The sequence below is a fragment of the Streptomyces sp. NPDC107521 genome (genome assembly GCF_055598485.1).
In genome coordinates, this window is the sequence record NZ_JBVKAT010000024.1 from 75,420 (window position 1) to 98,538 (window position 23,119).

Below are 23,119 nucleotides of genomic sequence, written 5' to 3' on the forward strand. Positions count from 1 at the left end.
CGCGCCCGGAAGGCCCCGGAGCGACCGGGAGACCCGGTGGGCCCGGTGGCCCCCGCAAAACCCTGGAAGGCCGCGAGGTCCCCCGAAGTCCCCGGGAATCCGGGAATCAGGGAGGCCCGGGAACGCGGCGGGGCCCCGCCGTCAGGCGGTGGGGCGGCCCAGCGCCCGGTACGTCCACCCGGCCCGGCGCCACCGCTCCGGATCCAGCGCCCCGCGCCCGTCGAGGATCACCCGGGCCGCCACGGCGCCGCCCAGCTCCGCGGGGTCCAGCTCGCGGAACTCCCGCCACTCCGTCAGGTGCAGGACCACGTCCGCGCCCCGCACCGCCTCCAGCGCGCTGTCCGCGTAGTCGAGCGTGGGGAAGAGGCGCCGCGCGTTCCCCATGCCCTTGGGGTCGTACACCGTCACCTGGGCGCCCTGGAGGTGGATCTGCCCCGCGACGTTCAGCGCGGGGGAGTCCCGGACGTCGTCCGAGTCGGGCTTGAAGCTGGCGCCCAGCACCGCGACCCGCTTGCCGAGGAACGGCCCGCCGCCGAGCGCCTGCCGGGTCAGCTCCACCATGCGGCCCCGCTGGCGCATGTTGATGGAGTCGATCTCGCGCAGGAAGGTCAGCGCCTGGTCGGCGCCCAGCTCGCCGGCGCGGGCCATGAAGGCGCGGATGTCCTTGGGCAGGCAGCCGCCGCCGAAGCCGATCCCGGCCCGCAGGAACTTCCGTCCGATCCGGTCGTCGTAGCCGATCGCCTCCGCCAGCTTCGCGACGTCGCCCCCGGCCGCCTCGCAGACCTCGGCCATGGCGTTGATGAAGGAGATCTTGGTGGCGAGGAAGGAGTTGGCGGCGGTCTTCACCAGCTCGGCGGTGGGGAAGTCGGTGACCACGAACGGCGCGCCCTGCGCGACCGGGGTCGCGTAGACCTCGCGCAGCAGCTTCTCCGCCCGCTCCCCGCGCACCCCGGCCACGATCCGGTCGGGGTGCAGGGTGTCCTCGACGGCGAAGCCCTCGCGCAGGAACTCCGGGTTCCAGGCCAGCTCGGCGTCCTCGCCCGCCGGGGCGTGCGCGACGAGGTAGGCGGCCAGCCGCTCGGCGGAGCCCACCGGCACGGTCGACTTGCCGACGACCAGGGCGGGAGCGGTCAGATGCGGCGCGAGCGAGGCCAGCGCGGCCTCCACGTAGGTCATGTCGCAGGCGTACTCGCCGTGCTTCTGCGGGGTGTTCACGCAGATGAAGTGCACGTCACCGAAGGCCGCGGCCTCCGCGTAGTCCGTGGTGAACCCCAGCCGCCCGGTGGACCCCTCGAACCCGGCGACATGGCGGCGCAGCAGCTCCTCCAGCCCCGGCTCGTACATCGGGACCTCGCCGCGCCGCAGCATCTCGATCTTCTCCGGCACCACGTCCAGGCCCAGCACCTCGAACCCCAGCTCGGCCATGGCCGCCGCGTGCGTGGCCCCGAGGTAGCCGGTTCCGATCACGGTGATCCTGAGGGCCATGACTGCTCCAGACGTGTACGGCGGAGGTGCGCGCCCGAGCATATCCGGGGGCCCCGGAGCGCCCTCCGGTCGGCTGTCGTCAAGCTCACCTATCCACGGGAGTGGCGGACGGCATAAAATTCGGGTTACTTAACGGTAGTTAGCGTGATCGACATCGCAGCGTTTTGGAGCGTGAGAGACCTTGGCCGGATCGGCTGACTTCGACCTGTACCGCCCCTCCGAGGAGCACACGATGCTCCGGGACGTCGTCCGCTCGCTGGCGGAGGCGAAGATCGCGCCGCACGCCGCCGCGGTGGACGAGGAGGCCCGCTTCCCGCAGGAGGCCCTCGACGCCCTGGTCGCGGGCGACCTCCACGCCGTGCACGTCCCCGAGGAGTACGGGGGCGCGGGCGCCGACGCGCTGGCCGCGGTCATCGTGATCGAGGAGGTGGCCCGCGTCTGCGCGTCCTCCTCCCTGATCCCCGCGGTGAACAAGCTCGGCTCCCTGCCGGTGCTCCTCGCCGGCTCCGAGGCGCTCCGGGCGAAGTACATGGCGCCGCTCGCCAAGGGCGACGCGATGTTCTCCTACTGCCTGTCCGAGCCGGACGCGGGCTCCGACGCCGCCGGCATGAAGACCCGGGCCGTGCGCGACGGCGACCACTACGTGCTCAACGGCGTCAAGCGCTGGATCACCAACGCGGGCGTCAGCGACTTCTACACGGTGATGGCCGTCACCGACCCGGAGAAGCGCTCCAAGGGCATCTCCGCCTTCGTCGTGGAGAAGTCCGACGAGGGCGTCTCCTTCGGGGCCCCCGAGAAGAAGCTCGGCATCAAGGGCTCGCCCACCCGCGAGGTCTACCTCGACAACGTCCGCGTCCCCGCCGACCGCATCATCGGCGAGGAGGGCACCGGCTTCGCCACGGCGATGCGGACGCTGGACCACACCCGCATCACCATCGCCGCCCAGGCCCTCGGCATCGCCCAGGGCGCGCTCGACTACGCCAAGGGCTACGTCCGGGAGCGCAAGCAGTTCGGCAAGCCGATCGGCGACTTCCAGGGCGTCCAGTTCATGCTGGCCGACATGGCGATGAAGATCGAGGCCGCCCGCCAGCTCACCTACGCCGCCGCCGCCAAGTCCGAGCGCGGCGACAGCGACCTCACCTTCCAGGGCGCCGCCGCGAAGTGCTTCGCCTCCGACGTGGCGATGGAGGTCACCACCGACGCCGTCCAGCTCCTCGGCGGCTACGGCTACACCCGCGACTACCCGGTGGAGCGCATGATGCGCGACGCCAAGATCACCCAGATCTACGAGGGCACCAACCAGGTCCAGCGCATCGTCATGGCGCGCAACCTGCCGTAGCGGGTCCGGCACGGGCCGGGAGCGGCCCCGGGGGCCCGGCGGGCCACCCCGGGCGGGGCCGCGCCCCGGCCGTTCGCCGCCCGCCCGCGCGGCAGGCCCCCGGCGCGATGCCGGGGGTTCGCCGCCCGCTACGGCCGCGCGAGCGGCAGGCCGCTCCGGTGTCCGCGCGGTTCGGGGAACAGGTGACCGCCGCCGACGACAGGAACGCGGGGCGTTCCAGGCAGAAGCCGTAGGACACGTCGGCGCCCGAGCGCAGGCGCCCGGCGACGGCGTCCACCAGCCGGGGACCTCGACCAGGGTCTCGTGGGGCGGGACCCGCCGGGGCGCTCGGTGAGGAGGCTGCCCTGCACCACGAGGGTCCCGCGATCCGTGGTGTACAGCGTCGGACACTCGCCGTCCTCGCACTCACCCACCGGCCGTGTCAGTCTCACCACGGAACCGTCCTTCTGTCGGTTGCCGATCCACAGATCGTCCCGGTCGCGCGGGACCTCCCGCGAGGACGTCGGGTTTCCGCTTCTGGAAAGCCGGTCCCCTCGTGGCGGGCGGTCCGCACCGGCTCCCCGGTCAGGCACGTCCGACGGTGGCCGAACGCGCCCCGGCCCCTGCGAGGGAGCGGGTGCGGGGCGGAGGGCCCGGGGCCGTGGGCCGGGGGATCAGTCCTCGTAGCCCTCGGCGGCGCGGCGGCGGCGCAGGTCGGTGATGGCGCGGCGGCGGGCCAGCCGGTGGGTGCGGCGGATCTGGGCCTCCTGGTGGCGGCGGCGGTCCCGCTCGGTCTCCGGGAGCACCGGCGGGACGGAGCGCGGCCTGCCGTCCGCGTCGACCGCCGCGAACACCAGGTACGCCGAGCCGACCTGCGTGGCCGGCGTGGACTCGTTCCAGCGCTCGGCGAGCACCCGGACGCCGACCTCCATCGAGGTCCGGCCGGTCCAGTTGACCTGGGCCTTCACATGGACCAGATCGCCGACCCGGACCGGTTCGAGGAACGCCATCTCGTCCATGGACGCGGTGACGGCGGGGCCGCCGGAGTGCCGTCCGGCCACGGCACCGGCCGCGTCGTCGACCAGTTTCATGATCACACCGCCGTGCACCGTGCCGAGGAGGTTGGTGTCGTTGTGGGTCATGATGTGGCTGAGGGTGGTGCGGGACGCCGAGGTCGGTTTGCCCGGGATCTCCGGCGCCGCCTGCCGCCCGGCCGGGGCCGGGTCTGCCTGGTCTGTCATGGCCTCCACCTTATGCCGGGCCGCCCGGCGGGCCCGTTGTGTGTCAGCTTGGCAACAGCGCCGCCCCTATTTCCCGACGCCCCTGTCAGTGGCACCGCCCGCACCGGCACACTGGGGCGTATGAGCGATTGGCCCCAGGGTCGCCCCGGCGACCAGCGCGGCGACCGGTACGGACGCGGCAGCGCGAGCGCACGGCCCGAGAGCGCCCGCGTGATGCGGCAGGTCCGCCACGACGGCGCCGGGCGGCCCCCCGGCCGGACGGCGCCGCCGTACCCCGGCGGGGTGCCCCAGCAGCCGTCGTACGTCGACGGCGGGGGCGACGGGGGACAGGGCGGCTACGACAGCGGCTACAACACCGGCCAGGTCTACGGCTCCCCCGGCGGGGGCGGCTCCGGCCGGGGCGGCGGGCGCGCGGGCCGGCCCGCCCCGGACTGGCGGCGCCGGATCAAGTGGACGGCGATCACCGTGGTGACCGTGCTGGTCGTCACCACCGTCGGCACCTACTTCTGGGCCGACTCCAAGCTCAACCGCGAGGTCGACCTCTCCAAGGTCATCGACCGGCCCGAGGCGGGCAAGGGAACCAACTACCTGATCGTCGGCTCCGACAGCCGCGCGGGCATGACCAAGGAGCAGATGAAGGACCTGCACACCGGCAACGCCGAGGGCAAGCGCACCGACTCCATGATGATCCTGCACACCGGGGACAACGGGTCGACGCTGGTCTCGCTGCCCCGCGACTCCGACGTGGAGATCCCGAGCTTCGTCGGCTCCGAGTCCGGCAAGAAGTACCAGGGCACCGGCCGCCGGGTGAAGCTCAACGCCGCCTACGCCGAGGACGGCCCCGAACTGCTGGTGCGCACCGTCGAGTTCAACACCGGGCTGCGCATCGACCACTACGTGGAGATCGGCTTCGCCGGGTTCGCCAACATCGTGGACGCGGTCGGCGGCGTCGAGATGGACATCCCGCGGGACATCAAGGACAAGAAGTCCGGCGCCGACCTCAAGAAGGGCCGCCAGACCCTGAACGGCCAGGAGGCGCTGGCCTTCGTCCGCACCCGGTACGCGCTGCCCGGCTCCGACCTGGACCGCACCAAGAACCAGCAGAAGTTCCTGTCGGCCCTGGCGAGCCAGGTCGCCACCCCGTCGACGGTGCTCAACCCCTTCCGGCTCTACCCGACCATGGGCGCCGGGCTGGACACCCTCATCGTCGACAAGGACATGGGCCTGTTCGACCTGGCCGGGATGTTCTGGGCGATGAAGGGCGTCAGCGGCGGCGACGGCACCTCGCTCAACATGCCGATCTCCGGCAGCGTCGGCGGCAACCTCGCCTGGGACCGGGCGAAGGTGAAGAAGCTGGTGGACGAGTTGCGCAACGACGAGAAGGTCACCGTCACCGGCAACTGACCGCCGGGGCCGGGCGCCCGGACGGCGGAAGCGCGCCCGGCCCGCCGCCCGTCCCACCCGCCGTCAGCCCCCGCACGGCCCCGCCGGGACGCCACCGGGTCCCGCGCGGGCTCCGTCCGTCCCCGCGCCGCCCCGCCCCGCGCCCCGCACCGGAGCGCCCGAGCGGACGGCGGCGCCCCGGCCCCGCTCACTCCTTGCCGCACACCACCTCGTCGCCCCGCACCACCGTCCCCGACTCCTGCGGCGGATCGGCCGGCGCCACCTTCACGACCTCCTCGAAGTCGCCGCCCACCAGCACCCTGAGCGTCGCCCCCTGCCCCTTCACCGCCCGCAGCTCGCTGCCGGGCAGGGCCGCGTGCAGCGAGGCGGCCGAGCGGTCCCAGCGCGGGTCGTAGGAGATCACGGTCCGCCCGGCCGTGCGGTCCGCGGCGTTGGACGGGGCCCGGGTGGTCCCGAACCCCGTCGCGTGCAGCGCGTCGTCCACCCGCCGGCCGAGCCCGTCGGTCCCCGTGCCGTTCTCCACCTGGACCCGGATCCGCCGCGGGTCCACCGGCACCCGCACCGGCGCCGGACCGGCGGGCCGGGAGCGGTGCGCGGCCAGCGGCCGGTCCTCGCGCAGCGCGTCGAAGAGGCGCCGCGACTTCTCCGGGTCCCACTTCAGGGTCGAGCCGATGCCCTTGACGGCGTGGCCCATCGCCCCGATCGGCACGGTGGTGAACTCCGAGGAGGACGGCGAGAAGCCCCGCATCGCCCGCCCCAGGGCCAGCAGGTCGTCGGTGCCGAAGCCCCGGTCGGCGCGGACCGAGCCCAGCACCGCACGGGTCACGTCCCGGAACCGCAGCGGGTTCAGCAGGATGCCGGAGGAGGACGCCCGGTCCACCAGCGCCGCCAGGAAGCGCTGCTGGCGGGCCATCCGGCTCAGGTCCGACGCCCCGTCCAGATGGCGGGAGCGGACGTACTGGAGCGCCTGCCCGCCGGTCAGCAGATGGCTGCCGGCGGGCAGGTCCAGCCCGGTGTAGCTGTCCTTGAGGCGCTGCACGGTGCAGATCCGCACCCCGCCGAGCACGTCCACGGTCCGCATGAAGCTGGTGAAGTCGACCTCCAGATAGTGGTCGATCTTCACCCCGGTCATCTTCTCGACGGTCCGCACGGTCAGCTGCGGGCCGCCCTCCGCGTAGGCCGCGTTGAGCTTCAGCGGATGCCCCCGGTGGCGCTCGCCGGTGGTGGCGTCGACGTGCTCCGGGGTCTCGGCGTAGGAGTCCCGGGGCAGGCTGACCACGCTGGCCCGGTCCCGGTCCTCCGAGAGGTGCACGATCATGATGGTGTCGGTGCAGTGGCAGGCGGCGCCGCCCAGGCGGTAGGCGCGCCGCTCCTTCTCGCCGATGCCGTCCCGGCCGTCGGTGCCGACCATCAGCACGTTCGTCCCGCCGCCCGCGCGCGGCCGGTTCTTCATGTCCTTGAAGGCGTCCACCCGGGCGATGTCCGCGTCCAGCCCGGTGAGCACCGCGTGCCCGATCCCGGCCGAGGCGAGCACCACCGCCGACAGCGCGGTCACCGCCCGCATGGCCCAGCGCGGCCTCCTCGCGCGCCGTGCGGCCGGACGCCGCGCCGGCGGACGCGGGGCCCGGCCCCCCGGCGGGGGGCCGCCCCGGGCGGGGGCGGCCGGGACCCTGGGGGAGCGGGGCGGCGTGGGCACGGTGGGACCTCCGCAGGGGACGGGCCCTGGGGGCGGGCCCGGGCGAGCCGGACGTGGGATCGTGAGCACCGTAGGCCCATACGATCTCCTGACCGGCCCACCGGCCCCCGCGGCGCGGCCCGTGTCCCCCGTTCGCGGTAACGTGAGCACCGATGAACGCCAAGTCCGACGTGCGGCCGCCCGCCGTTTCCGTGATCATGCCCGTCCTCAACGAGGAGCGGCACCTGCGCGGCGCCGTCCGCGCCATCCTCGCCCAGGAGTACGCGGGCGAGATGGAGGTCGTGATCGCCCTCGGTCCGTCCGCGGACCGCACCGACGAGATCGCCGCCGAACTGGTCCGCGAGGACCCCCGTGTGCACACGGTGCCCAATCCCACCGGCCGGACCCCCGCCGCGCTGAACGCGGCCATCGGCGCCTCCCGGCACCCCGTCGTCGTCCGCGTCGACGGCCACGGCATCCTGTCGCCGGGCTACATCGCCACGGCCGTACGGCTGCTGGAGGAGACCGGCGCGCAGAACGTCGGCGGCATCATGCACGCCGAGGGCGAGAACGCCTGGGAGGACGCCGTCGCCGCCGCGATGACGTCGCGGATCGGCGTGGGCAACGCCGCCTTCCACACCGGCGGCGAGGCGGGCCCGGCCGACACCGTCTACCTGGGCGTCTTCCGCCGCGAGGCGCTGGAGCGGCAGGGCGGCTACAACGAGGAGTTCATCCGCGCCCAGGACTGGGAGCTGAACTTCCGCATCCGCGAGTCCGGCGGGCTGATCTGGTTCTCGCCCGAGCTGCGCGTCTCCTACCGGCCCCGCCCCTCGGCGCGGGCGCTGGCCAAGCAGTACAAGGACTACGGCCGTTGGCGGCACGTCGTCGCCCGCTACCACGCCGGTTCCATCAACCCGCGCTATCTCGCGCCGCCGGTCGCGGTGTGCGCGATCGCGGCCGGGCTCGTGGCGGGCGCCGTGCTCACCCCGTGGGCCTTCGTGGTGCCGGGCGGCTACCTGGCCGCGATCGTCGCCGGGTCCCTGCCGGCCGGCCGGGGGCTGGGCGCCGGGGCGCGGGCGCGCATCCCGCTGGCGCTGGCCACCATGCACATGTCGTGGGGCTACGGCTTCCTGACCAGCCCCCGGTCGCTGGCGCGTCGGGTCATCGCCTCGCGGCGCCCGGCCGTGCGGCCGGACGCCGGTGCCGCCGACGCGGCCGGTGCCCGCTGACGCTCAGGACCAGCTGAACGACGGGTCGACCCGCATGCAGGCCGACTCGTCCGCCCCGTTGAGGGCGTTGGCCGACTCCGGCGTCGTGTCGTCCTCCTCGGGCGCCCGGTAGTCGTCCCCCTCGCGCCAGTCGGCGCCGATGACCAGGGTGACGCCCGTGACGTCGGTCGACCGCTCGACCGAACCCGCCGGTACGCCCAGGGAGTCCGCTATCCGCCGGGCGTCGCCCTCCAGATCGGCGCTCGGGTAGCGGACGACGGTGCGCTCCTCGGTGGGCAGCACCGAGGGGTCGGCCACGGCCTGGGTGAAGCCCCGCCGGACCAGCGCCGCGGCGATCGCCCCGGCCCGGCCGGGCGCCAGGCCGAGCGCGTCCGTGCGGGTGCCGTTGCGCACCTGGACCGCGATGGAGCCGTCGGCCGCCGCCGGGTCGGTGGGGGCGGGCGGTGCCTTCACCGGCCGCTTCTCCTCCTTCGCCGCGTCCTTGCCGTCCAGGGCGACGTCCTCGCGCACCATGCGGAACAACGTCTCGGCGTCCCGGGTGGGTTCGACGCGGGCGCCCACCAGGCGGTTGGGCATCGTCGTCATGGTGATGCGCTCCGGCCGCACCTTCCGCAGCTCGTCGCTGAGGTCGTACAGCTTCTTGACGGTGTCCAGGCCCGGGTCGACGGTCAGGGCCTCGGTGGCCCGTTCGGCCAGCCTGCGCAGCCGGTTGGGGCTGGAGAGGGTGGCGTTCTCGCGCAGCACCCGCACCATCGAGTTCAGGTACATGTGCTGGGCCTTGGCGCGGGCCAGGTCGCTGCCGTCCTCGAACCCGTAGCGGGTGCGCAGCCATTGGAGGGCCTGCTCGCCCTTGACCGGGTGCGTGCCCTCGGCCAGCTTCAGCCCGGAGCCGTGGCCCTGGCCGTCGCGGGAGTGGATGTTGGCGTCCACGCAGACCGGCACGCCGCCGACGGCGTCCGCCATGGAGACCACGCCCGCGAAGTCGACCATGACGAAGTGGTCGATGTGGATGCCGGTCAGCTCCTGCCAGGTGGCCACCGTGCAGCCGGGACCGCCGTGGCCGAGGCTCTGGTTGGTCATCACCCGGCCCTCGCCGGCCGGGTACACCGTCCCGTCCTCCGGGTCGGTGCACTTGGGGATCCGCACCAGGGTGTCGCGGGGCATGCTGATGACCGACATGTTGCTGCGGTCGGCGGAGAGGTGGACCAGCATCTGCACGTCCGCGAGCGGGGTGGCGCCGAACGTCTCGCGGGCGCCGCCGAGTTTCTGGTTCGCCTCGCTGTCCCGGGCGTCGGAGCCGATGACGAGGATGTTCAGCGGGGTCTGCCCGGCGGCGTTGGGCGTCGGTCTGGCGACCCTGGTGTCACCCAGGTTGAGGGTGTCCTTCTTGATGTTGTCGTTGAGGTGCTCGTAGTAGAGGTATCCGGCCGCGGCCGCGCACACCATCAGCAGCGCCAGGGTCATCGACGCCCAGCGCAGCAGCCGGCGCCCGCGCCGGGGCCGGCCGGCCCGCGCGGGGGGCTCACCGGCGCCGCGACCGCCGCCGTCACCGCCGTTCCCGCCGGTCGCGGTGGCGGTCGCCGTGGCGGCGGTCCGGGTGTCGGTGCCGCGGTCGTCCGCCGCGGGGGCGGCCCCGTCCGCGCCTCCGCCGCGTGCGGTCCCGTCCGCGCCGCCGCCGGTGGTGGCCCCGTCCGCGCCTCCGCCGCCGGTGGCCGGGCCGCCCTCCGGGCCGTCGCCGCCGGTGGTGCCGTCGCCTTCGCCGGCATCGGCCCGGGCGGCGGCGTCGGCACCCCCGGCCGTCCCGGGCGCGCCCACGCCGGCACCGCCGGCGTCCGTCTCCCCGGCGGCGCCCCCGTCCTCCCGGCCGGCCGGTGACTCCCGGCGCCGGTCCTCCCCCTGCACACTGCTCCGCGTCATCTACGCATCCCCTCCCCACCCCCCGCGCGCCGCGGCGCGGCACGGGCCCGTCCCTCGTCCTGTGAGACGTACGACGGGCCCGTCAGGTCAACTGGCGCACTTCACCTGGTCGGCCGTGGACTTCTCCACGTCCGGCGTCTCCACCGACGTGGCGTTGAGCTTGATCCCCGCGCCCTTGAAGTCCTTGCCGAGGGTGAGCGTCATGGTGGGCATCCCCTGGGCGTTGGCGGTGCTCTCGCCGGGTTTCATCGCGGCCCCGGACAGGCCGAGTATCTCCGCCAGCGCACGGGCCTGGTCGGCCTGGTCCGGGCCGTACTCGAGGGTGGTCCTCGCGACCGGCGCGGGAGCGTCGCCCCCGTTCTCGGACTTCACGATGCCGGCCTCGTTCTGGAAGTACAGCAACTGCTTCTGCGCGCTGCCGTTGGCGGCGCCGCCGTTGAGGACGCGGACGCGGATCTCGCCGGGGTCCGACCGGGTGCCGTCCAGCCGGGCTGCGACGGCGGCGGCCTCCTTCTTCTTCCGCTGCTGCACCTCGGTGAACGAGATGTCGTTCTGCACCATGCCGAAGACCTGCTGGGCGGACCCGTCCTTGAGGACGACCGTGGCCTTGACCGCCTCGGCGGGGTTGTCGACCACCGGCACCGTGGCGAAGGTGATGTTCTTCGGCGGCACCTTCTTCAGCTCCAGGGCTATGTCCTTGAGCGTGCCGACACTGCCGATGGCCTTGTCCACGGTCAGCGCCTCGGTCGCCGCCTCGGCGATCCGCACCAGCTTGGTGGGGCTGGTGAGGGTGTCGCCGGAGGACATCTTCCGCATCAGCGACCCCAGGAACTGCTGCTGCACCTTGATGCGGTCCAGGTCGCCCTCGTTGCCGAAGGCGTGCCGGGTGCGGACGAAGGCCAGGGCCTGCTCGCCCTCGACCCGGGACTCGCCCGCGGGCAGCCTGAGCCCGGACTTCTTGTCGTCGACGGGCTTCTCCACACAGACGTCGACGCCCTCGACGGCCGTGGTCAGCGTCTTGACGGCGTTGAAGTCGGCCATCATGAAGTGGTGCGGCTGGATGCCGGTCACCTCCTTCAGCGTCCGCATCGTGCAGCCCGCGTCCCGGCCGTTGGTGCCCAGGCTGGTGTTGAAGCGGACGCCCGTGGAACCGGGGACGACCGCGGTGCTGCCGTCGTCCTGGGTGGTGGGGCAGTCCGGGACGTTGACGATGAGGTCGCGGGGGATGCTCAGCGCGGTCGCGTTGGAGCGGTCCTTGGCGACGTGCAGCAGGATCGTGGTGTCCGCGTGCCCGACGCTGCCCTTGTCGCCGTAGCCCTCGTTGCCCTTGCCGATACGCCGGTCGGTGCCGATCAGCAGGATGTTGAAGGCCTCGTTCTTCCTGAACGAACTGGCGCCCGCGTCACCGACGTCCGTCGTCGAGACGTTGCCCTCGAGGTGCTTGAGGTACAGATAGCCGCCGATCCCGGTCGCCAGGACGACGAACGCCATGGTGCCGCCGGACCACATCAGGATCTTCCGGCCCCGGGACTTCTTCGCCTTCTTCGCCGGACGGCGTCCGCGCCGGCCGGGCGGCGGCTCCTCCGGGGCGGCCCGGCGGCGGCGCTGCGGCGGTAGGTCCCGGCCGGGCGCGGCGGTGCGGCGGCGCGCGCCCGGAACGGCCGCGCCGGACGCCGGGCGGGCCGGGCCGGCCCCGGCGGGGCCCGTCCCGGCCGGAGCGGCGGACCGCGGGGCCGGGGCCTTCGGTGCCCTCGGGCGGGGGGACGGATGCGCTCCGGAACCGGGCAGTCGCAGTTCGTACTCGCCCGTCCGCGGATTCAGCACCCACTGGTCTGCGGGATCGACGTCGTCGGCCCGCCCACGTCCTTGCGCGTCCACGGTCTCCCAGTCCTCCGTCGGGGCCACGCGGCACCTTCTGCCGGAAGGCGCACGATAAAGGATCAACTTGTGCACGTCGCCGGGGCGGTACGCGTGGGCGGGGGCACTGGAGCGCTCACACTATCGGCCAACTTCTGGCGCCAACGACACAGGTGACGTATCCGACTCCCCTACAACAGGGCAATCCGACGCAATTCCATGAACGTCACCAGCGGTAGGGCGCGTAGACATCCATGCATTTACCGGTTTCGGATCCGTTGAGGGCGTCACTGTTGTCCGGCAGGTCCCCGGCCTGCGGCGTCCGCTGTTTCGGATAGGCGTCCCCGGCCCGCCAGTCGGCGCCGACCACGACGGTGACCCCGGAGACCTCGGCCGATTCGCGCACCGCGTCCGCGGGAATTCCCAGCGCCCCCGCGACGCGCAGCGCGGCGTCCCGCGGACCGTTCCCCGGAAAGAGCACCGAGGTCCTCGGCTCGGCTCCCGCCGCCGAGTTGTCGGTCACCGCCCGGTCGAATCCCCGCTCCGCCAGGGCCCGCGCGACGGCGCCCGCGCGGCCGGTGGCGGGACCGAGGGAGGCGGAGCCGGTGGCGTTGCGCACCAGCACGCCGAGCGTGGCGTCGGCGGCGGAGGCGCCGCCCGGGTCCGGCGGGGCGGAGCCACCGGCCGCGGCCGTACCGCCCGGACCGGCCGTCCCGCCGGTGGTTCCCCCGGCGGTCCCGGCCGAGTCCGGGGTGCGGCCCCCGGTGGTTCCGCCGCCCCCGCGGTTCCCCTTGCCGTCGAAGGGCACGTCGTCGCGGAGCATCGCCCACATCCGCTCGGCCCCGGTCTCCTCCGGCAGCAGGTGGTTGACGTCCTGCGGGTCCTGGACGGTGGGCAGCGTCGTCATGGTGATGCGGTCCGCCGGCACGGTCCTGAGCTGCGCGGCGAGGTCGTACAGCGCCTTCACCGTGCCGATCTCCCGGGAGACCGTCAGGGACTTGGTGGCGGCCTCGGCCAGCTTCATCAGCCTGCCGGTGTCGGTGAAGACGTTCTGGTCCTTCAGGGTGCGGATCATCGAGTTCATGTACATGTGCTGCGCCCGCGCCCGCAGTTGGTCGCTGCCCCAGGCGTGCCGGGTGCGCAGCCACTGAAGGGCCTGCTCGCCCTTCACCTTGTGCGCGCCCGCCGTCAGCCGCAGTCCCGAGCCGCCGCGCTGCCGGGCCGTCGGCCGGTCCCAGACGTTCTGGTTGACGCAGACCTCGACCCCGCCGATGGCGTCCGCCATCCGCACCACGCCGGCGAAGTCGATCGTCATCCAGTGGTCGATGTAGACGTCGCTGAGGTTCTCCCAGGTGGCGAGGGTGCAGCCGGCGCCGCCCCGGCCGAGCGTGGCGTTGATGATGTCGTTGGCCGCCGGATAGGCGCGGCCCGTCTCCGGGTCGGTGCACCGGGGGATGTCGACACGGGTGTCGCGCGGCACGCTCACCACGGAGGCGCTCCTGCGGTCCGCGGACAGGTGGATGAGCATCTGCACGTCCCCGAGCGGCGGTCCGTCGCGGTGGTCCCTGCCGCCGCCCAGGGCCACGTTGGCGTCGGAGGCGCGGCTGTCGGAGCCGATGAGCAGGATGTTCAGGGGTCTCTGCCCGGCCGCGTTGGGCTCGGCCCGGTGCGCCTTGGAGTCGCCGCTGCTGCGCTCGCCCTTCGCGATGTTGCCGTTCAGATGCCGGTAGTAGAGGTAGCCGGCGCCCGCCGTGCCGAGTATCAGCACCGACAGGGCGGTCGCGGACCACCGCAGCACCCGGTGCCGCCGTCCGGCGCGGTGCCCGGAGCGGCCGCCGTGCCGCGCCCCGCCGCCGCTGCTCCGGGCGGGGCCGTCGCCGGTTCCCCGGGCCGGGCGGACGGGCCCGCCCGAGGGGGCGCCCTCCCCGTGCACACTGCTCCGCGCCATGCCTCTCCCCCCAACCGTCGGGCCCACCGGGCGCGGACCGCGCCCCGTTCACGGAAGGGGGACGCGCGGGCGCCCCGCGGGGCTGTACGGGCGGCCCGGTCGTCCGGCACCGCCCCGGCCGCGGCGCGGCCCACCCGGTAGGACGCGAAACGGGGCCCTCAGGTCACTTGGCGCACTGGACCTTGTCCGCCGTGGACTTCTGCACGTCCTCGGGGGCGCGTGCGGCGGCGGCGTCGAGGGGGACCCCGGCGCCCTTGAAGTCCTTGCCGAGGGTGAGCGTCATGGCGGGCAGCCCCTGGGAGTTGACGACACTCTCGCCGGGCTTCATGGCGGCCCCGGACAGGCCGAGGACCGCGGCCAGCGCCCGGGCCTGGTCGGCCTGCTCGGGGGCGTACTCCAGGGTGGTCCTGGCCAGTTCCCCGGGGGCGTTGCCGGCGTTCTCGGACTTGGTGACGCCCGCCTCGTTCTGGAGGTACAGCAACTCCTGCTGGGCGCTGCCGGAGGGGGCGCCGCCGTTCTGGACGCGGACGCGGATGTCGCCGGGCGCGGACCTGGTGCCCTTCAGCCGGGCGGCGACGGCCGCGGCCTCCTTTTTCTTCTTCTGCTGGACGGCGGTGAAGGAGACGTCGTCGCGGATCATCGCGAAGACCCGCTGGGCGGAGGCCTCCCGGAGGACGACCGTGGCCTTGACCTTCTCGGCGGGGTTGTCGTCCACCGGCACGGTGGCGAAGGTCAGGTTCCTGGTGTCCAGCTTGCCCAGCTCCAGGCCCAGGTCCTTGAGCTTGCCGATGCTGTCGAGCCGGGAGTCGACGGTCAGCGCCTCGGTGGCCGCCTCGGCCAGCTTCACCATCTTGGTCGGGCTGGTCAGGGTGTCGTTGGACTTCAGCTTGCGCATCAGCGAGCTGAGGAACTGCTGCTGGATCTCGATGCGGCTCAGATCGCCGCCGAAGCCCACGGAGTGGCGGGTGCGGACGAAGGCGAGCGCCTCCTCGCCCTGGATGGTGTGCTCACCGGCGGACAGCTTGAGGTGCGAGTCCGGGTCGTCGATGTCCTTGGCGAGGCACACGTCGACGCCGCCGACCGCCGAGGACAGCGTCTTGACGGCGTTGAAGTCGGCGACCATGAAGTTGTCGGCGGTGACGCCGGTCAGCTCGGTGACGGTCCGCAGGGTGCAGCTCGGTGTCCGGCCGTCCTGGCCGAGGCTGCTGTTGAAGCGGACGCCGGCGGAGCCGGGGATGACCTTCGTGGTGCCGTCGTCCTGGGTGGTGGGGCAGTCCGGGACGTTGACGATGAGGTCGCGGGGGATGCTCAGCGCGGTCGCGTTGGAGCGGTCCTTGGCGACGTGCAGCAGGATCGTGGTGTCCGCGTGCCCGACGCTGTTCTTGTCGCCGTAGCCGTCGTTGCCGCTTCCGGTGCGCTTGTCGGTGCCGATCAGCAGGATGTTGATCGCTTTGTCCTTCTGGAAGCCACCGGTGCTCGCGCCGTCGTCCGAGACGGACTGGATGTTGTCGTTGAGGTGCTCCAGGTACAGGTAACCGGCCGCGGCGGTGGCGAGGACCACGAACGCCATGGTGCCGCCGGACCACAGCAGGATCTTCTTGGCCCGGGACTTCTTCTTCGCCGGGCGCTTGCGCCCGCGCCGTCCCGGTGGCGCCTCCTCGGAGGGGCGCCTCCGGCGCGGCGGGGGGACGTCGCGGCCCGGGGCGTCCGCGGGGGCGGCGGGGGAACCGGCGGCGGCCGTACGGCCCCGGGGGGCGCCGGACCCGCCGGAGCGGGGCCCGCCGGACGCGCCGGAGCCGCCGGTCCTGCCCCGGCGGGGGCCGGGCACCGGTGGCTGCGGAGCGGATGGGGTCAGTCGCAGTTCGTATTCGCCAGTGGTCGGGTTGAGCACCCACTGGTCTGCGGGGTCGATGCCCTCCGCACGCCCACGGCCTTGCGCGTCCACGGTTGTCCGATCCTCCGTAGGGGGCACGCGGCGCCCTCCCCTCCGGGCGCCCGGTCTCGTCACTGCGTGCGCGGCCGCGGAGAGAACCTCGTGGCCGGGCACACCGGATCGCTCACATTAACCGCCCGGTACGGGACGCGGCGACGCCGGTGGGGCGTTCCGTGAAACTTACAACCGGGCAATACGCCCCATTCTCACAGTGGATTCCTCCCGGCTTGCCCCGGCGTTGCGTGTGCCTTGTCCCGCCTTGGCCGTCGCTTTACCCGGGAGGGGTGCGGGAGGGGTCAGTCGGGTCGGGGGAGGGGGCGCGCCCCGAGCGGACGCGCTCCCTCCGCGGTCCGGCCCGGTGTCAGCCGGCCACCACGGAGACCCGCTCCGCCTCGATCCGCGCGTCCAGCACGCCCTCCCCGGCCCGCTCCGGATGACGGCACAGCACCACCGAGCCGCCGCTGGCCAGCGGTCCGTACAGCCCGGCGCTCAGCCCCTGCCAGGTGTCGTACGGCAGCCTGGACAGGACGCGCGTCCCCGGTCCCGTGAGGCCCAGCCCCGCCGCCTCCGTCCGGGCCCGCTCCACGACCTCCGCACCGCTGAACTCCCGTCCGGCCACGATCAGCGCGGGCTCCTCGGGGTCGACCTGCGCGTACGGCACGAAGCGGTCGCCCTGCCCCGGCACCTCCACGGCGTAGTCCGCGAACCCCTCCGGGACCTGCGGGAACCGCCCGCCCAGGGGGCGCAGCGCGAGCGCCATCCGGGCTCCCCGGCAGGCCCGCGCCGCCTCCAGCGACTCCGGGTCGGGGCCGCTCACGGCGACCTCGGCCGCCGCCGGATCGCCGGCCACGTCGGCGACCGCGCCGACCGACGCGCAGGCCAGCAGCCACACCGCCGTCTGCCAGTGGGCGGGCAGCAGCAGCGCGACCCGGTCGCCGGGTTCGACGGACAGCTCGTCCTGGAGCAGATTGGCGGTCTTGGCCACCCAGTTGGCGAAGGTGGCCACGGAGAGTTCGACGCGTTCGCCCGTGGCGTCGTCGTAGAAGGTCACCAGGGGGCGTCCCGGGTCCGCGGCGAGCGCGGAACTCAGCAGGTCGGCAGGGGTGCGATCGGTCGCGTTCATCCGCGCAAGCGTACGCGGGACGGCCCGGGGGCCGGGTGCGCGGCGGGGAAGGGGTGCGCGGCGGGGAGGGGACGGCCCGGGCGCCGGGCACGCGGCGGGGAGGGGTGCGTAGCGGGAAGGGGTGCGTAGCGGGTGGGGCGGCTGGTCCGGGCTCCGGGCGCAGGGTTCACGACCTCGGGGTGCGCGGGGCGGACCCTCCGGGCCCCCGGGGTTCCGCCGGGCCGCCCCTGACCGTCGGGTGAACGGGCTTCAGGGTGCGGTCCCCGTTCCGGAGCCGCCTCCCACGGGCGGGGACGGGGCGGTGCCTCCCCTTCCCCTGCCCCCGGGCCGCCTTCCCCTGCCCCCGGGCCGCTCTCAGAGCCGTTCGATCCTCCGGGGGGCCATCCGCGGTGCCCGCCGCTCCGGCATCCGTCCGCTCAGCAGGACCAGCCGCGCCGCCCGGTGCCGCTGTCCCGCGTACGGCTCCAGCAGGCGCAGCATCTCCGCGTCGTCCGCGGTCCGGTCGCCGCCGAGCGCGTACCCCACGATCCCCGGCAGGTGCAGGTCCCCCACGGTGACCTCGTCCGCCGCCCCGTGGCTGCGCTGCACCGTCTCCGCCGACGTCCACGGGCCCACCCCGGGGACGGCCTCCAGCCGCGCCCGCGCCGTCACGGGGTCCATCCCGGCCGCCTCCTCCATCCGGCCGGCGACCCGTACGGCCCGCAGGACGGTGGACGCCCGCTTGTCGTCGACCCCGGCCCGGTGCCACTCCCAGGAGGGGATCAGCGCCCAGGTCCGCGCGGCCGGCATCACGGACATCGGTACCGGGACCGGTCCCGGCGCCGGTTCCCCGAACCGCCGTACGAGCAGCCGCCAGGCCCGGTACGCCTCCAGCGTCGTCACCTTCTGCTCCAGCACCGAGGGGATCAGCGACTCCAGCACCAGCCCGGTCCGGGTCAGCCGCAGCCCGGGCCGACGGCGCGCCGTGACCGCCAGCAGGCGGTGCCGGGGCACGAAGGCGTCCGGCTCGTCCCGCGCGCCCAGCAGTTCCGGCAGCGCCTCCAGCAGCCAGTCGGCCCCCGGCCCCCATGCCTCGCCGCGCGCCTCGCCGCCGCGCGAGGAGACCCGCAGGGTGCCCGGTCCGGCGGGGGTGAGACCGGTCCGCCAGACCGAACCGTCGGGCATCGCCCGGAACGTCGGATCACCCGGCCCCCGGCGCAGGGGCCCGAGGACCAGGCCCAGTTCCAGCGGCCCGGGCGGCGTCCAGGTCCGCACCCGCCCGCTCGCGCGGGCCGGCCGGGGCACCCCGGCCGGGGGCACGGCGACGGGCCCGCCGTGCACGCCGGTGCGCGGGGGCCGGGGGGAGAAGCGTCCTGCCACGGGATTCCCGGGAGAGAAGGGGACGGAGGGCAACCAGGGACGGAGGGGGAGCGGGAGACCGCTACGAGCGTAGGCGCTCGCCGACGCCTTCCGACGCGCCCGGCCCGGCATCGTGACCGACCCCACCGCACTCCGGCCCGCCGCACCCCGCCGCCGGTCGGCCGCATCCCGGGCCCGGTCCGCCATCCGCACGGCGACGGTCCCGTCCCGGCCCGCCGGGTCGCGCCGCCGCGCCCGGTCCGCCGCGACCGGTCCCATCGTGGCGGGCCGCCGTTCCCGGCGCCGCTGTGCCGCGCCGCCACCGCGCCCCGGTCCGTCACCGGTCGCGCCGAGCGCCGCGCCGGTCCGTGGTCGCGTCCCGCTGCGGTCTGCGGTCTGCGGTCTGCGGTCTGCGGTCTGCGGTCTGCGGTCGTGTCCCGTCCCGGTCCGCCGTGTCACGCCACCGCCGCGCCGCCGCCGGGCCCCCGGTCCGCCGCCCGCGCAGCGACCGGTCCCATCGTGGCGGGCCGCCGTATCCCGGGCGATCCGCCACCACGCGGCGCTTCGGGAGCCCGCGCCGCGTCCGTGCCCGGACCACGGCGTCCGTGCCCGGACCACGGCGCCCGCGCCCCGACCACCGGCGCTCGACGCGCCCACCGCACCCGGGTCCGCCCCGTCGTCCGGCTACCGCACCTCGATGAACGCCTCCGCCGTCCGCTCCGGCCGGGGCCGGGGCTCCTCGGCGGGGTGTCCGACGGCGACGGCGCCCATCGGGTCCCAGGCGTCCGGCAGGTCCAGCGCCCCGCGCACCACCTCCCGGCAGAACATCGTCGAGGAGACCCATGCCGAGCCGAGCCGCTCCCCGGCCAGGGCGACGAGGAGGTTCTGCACCCCGGCCCCGGCGGCGACCACGAACATCTCCCGCTCCGCCGTGTCCCGCCGCGCGTCCCCGTAGGTGTGCGAGCCGTCCATGACCAGGCAGGGCACGACGAGGTACGGCGCGGCGCGCAGCACGTCGCCGCGCCGCACCCGCCGGGCGATCGACTCCTCGTCCCTCCCGTCCCGCCGCAGGTCCGCGATCCAGGCGTCCCGCATCGCGTCCAGCAGCCGCAGCCGGGCCGGGGCCGACTCCAGCAGCACGAACCGCCAGGGGGTGGTGTGGTGCGGCGCGGGCGCCGTGACCGCCGCGGCCACCGCCCGGCGCACGGCCCCGGGGTCGACCGGCTCGTCGGTGAAGGCCCGTACCGTACGGCGCTGGGTGACCGCCTCCCGCACCGCCTCCGAGGTGCCCAGCCGGAACATGTCGTCCCGCGCGCCGCGCACCAGGGCCCGCGCCCCCTCGCCGTCCCCGCCGGTCACCGCGTGCGGCAGGCCGCGGACGACGGCGACGGGCAGCCCGGCGGCCTTGCCCTTGACCAGGTCGCCCGCGGCGGCCAGCTCGTCGGCGGTGGCGACCACGGTGGCGCTGAGCGGATTGCCGTGCGCGTCGGTGCCGCCGCGCAGATCGTCCAGGACGCGCACGCCCGCCGCCCCGATGGCCACATCGGTCAGCCCGGCCCGCCAGGGCCGCCCGAAGGTGTCGGTGACCACCACGCCGACCTCGACGCCCAGCGCCTCGCGCAGCCCCTCGCGCAGCCGGCGGGCGGAGGCGTCGGGGTCCTCGGGCAGCAGCAGCACGGTGCCGGGCTCGGTGTTGGAGGCGTCCACCCCGGCCGCCGCCATGATCAGCCCCTGGCGGTTCTCCACGATGCGCAGCGGACCGCGCCGGGCCACCACGCGCACGGTCTCCGCGTCGATGGCGGACTCCCGGTCGGCGGCCCGCACGATCCTGCCCTCGGCCTTGGACACGATCTTGGAGGTGACGAGGAGCACGTCCCCGTCGGCCAGGCCGGGGCCCGCGGCGGCGATCAGCCCGGCCAGGTCGTCGCCGGGCCGGACCTCGGGGAGACCGGGCAGCGCCCACACCCGGTAGCCCGGCGCCCCGCCGCTCACGCCGTCCGCACCTCCTCGGCCATCGCCAGTGCCTCCCGGGCCATCGCGGCCGTCGCGTCCAGGTCGCTCATCATCAGCGGCACGGCGCGGCACAGGATGCCGGCGGCCCGGACGCGGCCGACGGACTCCGCGTCGACCGTGTCGACCAGCCAGCCGTCCAGCAGGCCCGAGCCGTAGTGCTCGGCGACCGCGGCGGCCGTGGACTCCACGCCGACCGCCGCCAGGACCTTGTCGGCCATGCCGCGCACGGGCGCGTCCCCGACGATCGGGGAGAGCCCCACCACCGGCACCCCGGCCTCGGCGATGGCCTCCCGGATGCCGGGCACCGCGAGGATGGTGCCGACGGAGACGACCGGGTTGGACGGCGGGAAGAGGATCACGTCCGCCTCCGCGACGGCCTCCAGGACGCCCGGCGCGGGCTTCGCCTGCTCGGCGCCGACCGGGACGACCGCCTCGGCGGGCACGGAGGCGCGCAGCCGCACCCAGTACTCCTGGAAGTGGACCGCCTTGCGCTCGCCGTCCAGCTCGACGGCGACATGGGTCTCCACCCGGTCGTCCGTCATCGGGAGCAGGCGCACCCCGGGCCTCCAGCGGTCGCACAACGCCTCGGTGACCGCGCTGAGCGGATATCCGGCGCCGATCATCTGGGTGCGCACGATGTGCGTGGCGAAGTCGCGGTCGCCCAGGCCGAACCACTCCGGGCCGACTCCGTACGCCGCCAGCTCCTCCTTGAGGTGGAAGGTCTCGTCGGCCCGCCCCCAGCCCTGCTCCTCGTTGATGCCGCCGCCCAGGGTGTACATCACCGTGTCGAGGTCCGGGCAGACCTTCAGCCCGAAGAGGTGGATGTCGTCCCCGGTGTTGCCGATGACCGTGATGTCCGCGTCCGGCGCGGCCCGCTTCAGACCGCGCAGGAACCGGGCACCACCGATGCCGCCTGCCAGAACCACAATGCGCATGCGCCCAGTCTGGCAGGCGGGTACGACAACGCGTCAGCCAGTTGTCACGGAGCGGGTGCGGACGCGGGCTCCGCGGCACCGGCGCCCCGCGGGGCCGCCGCCGAGCAGCGCGCGGTGTGCATGGGCATCTCGGTCAGGCCCGGGTAGTAGACGTGCAGGCTGACGGCCGGTTCCAGCGCGTCGTTGACCACCTCGTGCGCGTAGCCCGGCGCGAACACCCGCTGCGCGCCCGCCGCCAGCGCCCGCGTGCCGCGCCCGGTCCGCTCGGTCAGGACGCCGTCCAGGACGGTCAGGACCCCGGAGGAGGGGCCGTGGTCGTGCAGCCCGCTGCCCTGGCCGGGCACCCAGGACAGCAGCCACACCTCGTAGCCCGGCCCGGTGCGCAGCCGGTGGTACCAGCGCGAGGCCGTGTCGTAGCGGACGAGGTGCTCCCACTGGGAGCGGTCGGCGGCGATGGAGCGGGCGAGGCCGACGAAGTCCGCGACGGTCTCCGGGTGCTCCCGCGGCGCCCGCAGGAGGTGCGGGACCTCGAGGAGGTCGCCGGCGATCTGGAGGTCGCTGTCGCTGTTCATGGGGTGGGGGTGTTCCTCGGCGGAAGGGTGCGGGGAAGGGGCGCGGCGGTGCGCGGCGGAGGCCCCGGAGGGCGGGAGGGAGCGGGCGGGCCGGAAGGGGCCCGGGACAGCCGGAGCGCGGACGGCTCAACAGCTGGAACAGCGGCAACAGCTACAGCGGACCAGGGCAGCACCGTGGGACCCGGGGGTGCGGGTCGGGGCGAGCGCCGAGTTCGCGAGCATGCCCCCTAGGACAGCGGTTCACACCCGCACTGTCAACTCGGCCGGGTGGTGTGGGACATGTTTCACCACATCCGGTTCATCTGCCGGGGGCGAGGTTTGCCCCTCCGCCTTTGGGGACACATGGCGCACAAGCCGGGCACACAACCCTTGTTGCGATCCCGTGATCCGAATGTGATCGGGCTCGCTTCGGCGCGTGTGACGGAACGGGAACGAATGCCGGTACGTCCTCCCCTGTGCACGCCGGGCGCCGGGGCGGGTTCACCGCTGCCCTCGGTGGCGCCCCGGAGTTTATGCCGATTTGAACACTTACCGCATGACCTTGGTTCCGCAGAGTGAATAAGGGGCCCAATAGCAGATCCCGGCTTGACTCGCCCGGAGCAGCACACTTGTAATTTCACTCGTGTCGTTCGGCCGGAAACGATAACGGCCGGATCACGGGGACGCGAAAGACGGACGAGGGGCGCACATGACCGAGCTGGTGCAGCAACTGCTGGTCGACGACGCGGACGAGGAGCTCGGCTGGCAGGAGCGCGCGCTCTGCGCCCAGACCGACCCCGAGTCGTTCTTCCCCGAGAAGGGCGGCTCCACCCGGGAGGCCAAGAAGGTCTGCCTCGCCTGCGAGGTCCGTTCCGAGTGTCTCGAATACGCCCTCGCCAACGACGAGCGCTTCGGCATCTGGGGCGGTCTCTCCGAGCGCGAGCGCCGACGGCTGAAGAAGGCCGCGGTCTGACCGTCCGTCACGACGACCGGTCCGGACCTCCGTGACCCGTCCCATATCTCCCCATACGTCATGAACGGCCCGTCGCGAGTGGGTTATCCACAGGCGGCGGGCCGTCGTGCCGGGCAGCCGATAGTGTGGTCGACCGACCGGGATGCCCCGCCGCCCCCAGGGGGCACAGGCGTCCACCG

At 74.3% G+C, this 23,119-nt stretch carries 16 protein-coding genes; 4 read left to right on the forward strand and 12 right to left on the reverse strand.

Features of this window, described 5'->3' with window-relative positions; translation table 11 throughout:
* Window positions 1-141 precede the first annotated feature (141 nt).
* Window positions 142-1,485 carry a UDP-glucose dehydrogenase family protein gene (locus tag ACZ7LB_RS27890; protein ID WP_471471979.1) on the reverse strand — a complete coding sequence of 448 codons (1,344 nt, stop codon included), beginning with the start codon at window positions 1,483-1,485 and terminating at the stop codon, window positions 142-144.
* A 181-nt stretch (window positions 1,486-1,666) separates the two neighbouring features.
* Here ACZ7LB_RS27890 and ACZ7LB_RS27895 point away from each other — a divergent pair, with 181 nt between their 5' ends.
* Window positions 1,667-2,824, forward strand: coding sequence for an acyl-CoA dehydrogenase family protein (locus ACZ7LB_RS27895; RefSeq protein WP_471471980.1), 1,158 nt, complete (start codon window positions 1,667-1,669; stop codon window positions 2,822-2,824).
* A gap of 653 nt (window positions 2,825-3,477) precedes the next feature.
* Here the strand turns inward: ACZ7LB_RS27895 and ACZ7LB_RS27900 are convergent.
* A complete protein-coding gene (locus ACZ7LB_RS27900) occupies window positions 3,478-4,044 on the reverse strand; it encodes an acyl-CoA thioesterase (RefSeq protein ID WP_471471981.1) in 567 nt (188 codons plus the stop codon).
* Window positions 4,045-4,164: 120 nt separating this feature from the next.
* Here ACZ7LB_RS27900 and ACZ7LB_RS27905 point away from each other — a divergent pair, with 120 nt between their 5' ends.
* The gene (locus ACZ7LB_RS27905; protein ID WP_471471982.1) at window positions 4,165-5,448 is read left to right on the forward strand and encodes an LCP family protein; all 1,284 of its coding nucleotides are present in this window, start codon (window positions 4,165-4,167) and stop codon (window positions 5,446-5,448) included.
* Window positions 5,449-5,635: 187 nt separating this feature from the next.
* Here ACZ7LB_RS27905 and ACZ7LB_RS27910 read toward each other — a convergent pair whose 3' ends face one another.
* Window positions 5,636-7,144, reverse strand: coding sequence for an LCP family protein (locus tag ACZ7LB_RS27910; RefSeq protein WP_471471983.1), 1,509 nt, complete (start codon window positions 7,142-7,144; stop codon window positions 5,636-5,638).
* 152 nt (window positions 7,145-7,296) lie between these two features.
* Between ACZ7LB_RS27910 and ACZ7LB_RS27915 the strand changes: the two genes are divergently transcribed.
* Window positions 7,297-8,352 carry a glycosyltransferase family 2 protein gene (locus ACZ7LB_RS27915; RefSeq protein ID WP_471471984.1) on the forward strand — a complete coding sequence of 352 codons (1,056 nt, stop codon included), beginning with the start codon at window positions 7,297-7,299 and terminating at the stop codon, window positions 8,350-8,352.
* 3 nt (window positions 8,353-8,355) lie between these two features.
* Here ACZ7LB_RS27915 and ACZ7LB_RS27920 read toward each other — a convergent pair whose 3' ends face one another.
* The 9 genes from ACZ7LB_RS27920 to ACZ7LB_RS27960 form a co-directional block, all read right to left on the reverse strand.
* On the reverse strand, window positions 8,356-10,269 hold the full coding sequence (locus ACZ7LB_RS27920) for an LCP family protein (protein ID WP_471471985.1): 1,914 nt from the start codon (window positions 10,267-10,269) through the stop codon (window positions 8,356-8,358).
* An 87-nt stretch (window positions 10,270-10,356) separates the two neighbouring features.
* A complete protein-coding gene (locus ACZ7LB_RS27925) occupies window positions 10,357-12,147 on the reverse strand; it encodes an LCP family protein (RefSeq protein WP_471472008.1) in 1,791 nt (596 codons plus the stop codon).
* Between the two features lie 205 nt (window positions 12,148-12,352).
* Window positions 12,353-14,074 (reverse strand): LCP family protein, encoded by a 1,722-nt coding sequence (locus ACZ7LB_RS27930; protein WP_471471986.1) that lies wholly within the window; start codon window positions 14,072-14,074, stop codon window positions 12,353-12,355.
* Window positions 14,075-14,237: 163 nt separating this feature from the next.
* Window positions 14,238-16,019 (reverse strand): LCP family protein, encoded by a 1,782-nt coding sequence (locus tag ACZ7LB_RS27935; RefSeq protein WP_471471987.1) that lies wholly within the window; start codon window positions 16,017-16,019, stop codon window positions 14,238-14,240.
* Between the two features lie 349 nt (window positions 16,020-16,368).
* Window positions 16,369-17,130 carry a TIGR03089 family protein gene (locus tag ACZ7LB_RS27940; RefSeq protein ID WP_471471988.1) on the reverse strand — a complete coding sequence of 254 codons (762 nt, stop codon included), beginning with the start codon at window positions 17,128-17,130 and terminating at the stop codon, window positions 16,369-16,371.
* 354 nt (window positions 17,131-17,484) lie between these two features.
* The gene (locus tag ACZ7LB_RS27945; RefSeq protein WP_471471989.1) at window positions 17,485-18,489 is read right to left on the reverse strand and encodes a DNA-3-methyladenine glycosylase family protein; all 1,005 of its coding nucleotides are present in this window, start codon (window positions 18,487-18,489) and stop codon (window positions 17,485-17,487) included.
* A gap of 663 nt (window positions 18,490-19,152) precedes the next feature.
* A complete protein-coding gene (locus ACZ7LB_RS27950) occupies window positions 19,153-20,460 on the reverse strand; it encodes a coenzyme F420-0:L-glutamate ligase (protein WP_471471990.1) in 1,308 nt (435 codons plus the stop codon).
* Complete coding sequence (gene cofD / locus ACZ7LB_RS27955) at window positions 20,457-21,416, reverse strand: 2-phospho-L-lactate transferase (RefSeq protein WP_471471991.1); 960 nt, start codon at window positions 21,414-21,416, stop codon at window positions 20,457-20,459. The genes ACZ7LB_RS27950 and cofD overlap by 4 nt, the downstream gene beginning before the upstream one ends.
* A 44-nt stretch (window positions 21,417-21,460) precedes the next feature.
* Window positions 21,461-21,988 carry a cysteine dioxygenase gene (locus ACZ7LB_RS27960; protein WP_471471992.1) on the reverse strand — a complete coding sequence of 176 codons (528 nt, stop codon included), beginning with the start codon at window positions 21,986-21,988 and terminating at the stop codon, window positions 21,461-21,463.
* Window positions 21,989-22,676: 688 nt separating this feature from the next.
* Here ACZ7LB_RS27960 and ACZ7LB_RS27965 point away from each other — a divergent pair.
* Complete coding sequence (locus tag ACZ7LB_RS27965; RefSeq protein WP_003975777.1) at window positions 22,677-22,940, forward strand: WhiB family transcriptional regulator; 264 nt, start codon at window positions 22,677-22,679, stop codon at window positions 22,938-22,940.
* Window positions 22,941-23,119 lie beyond the last annotated feature (179 nt).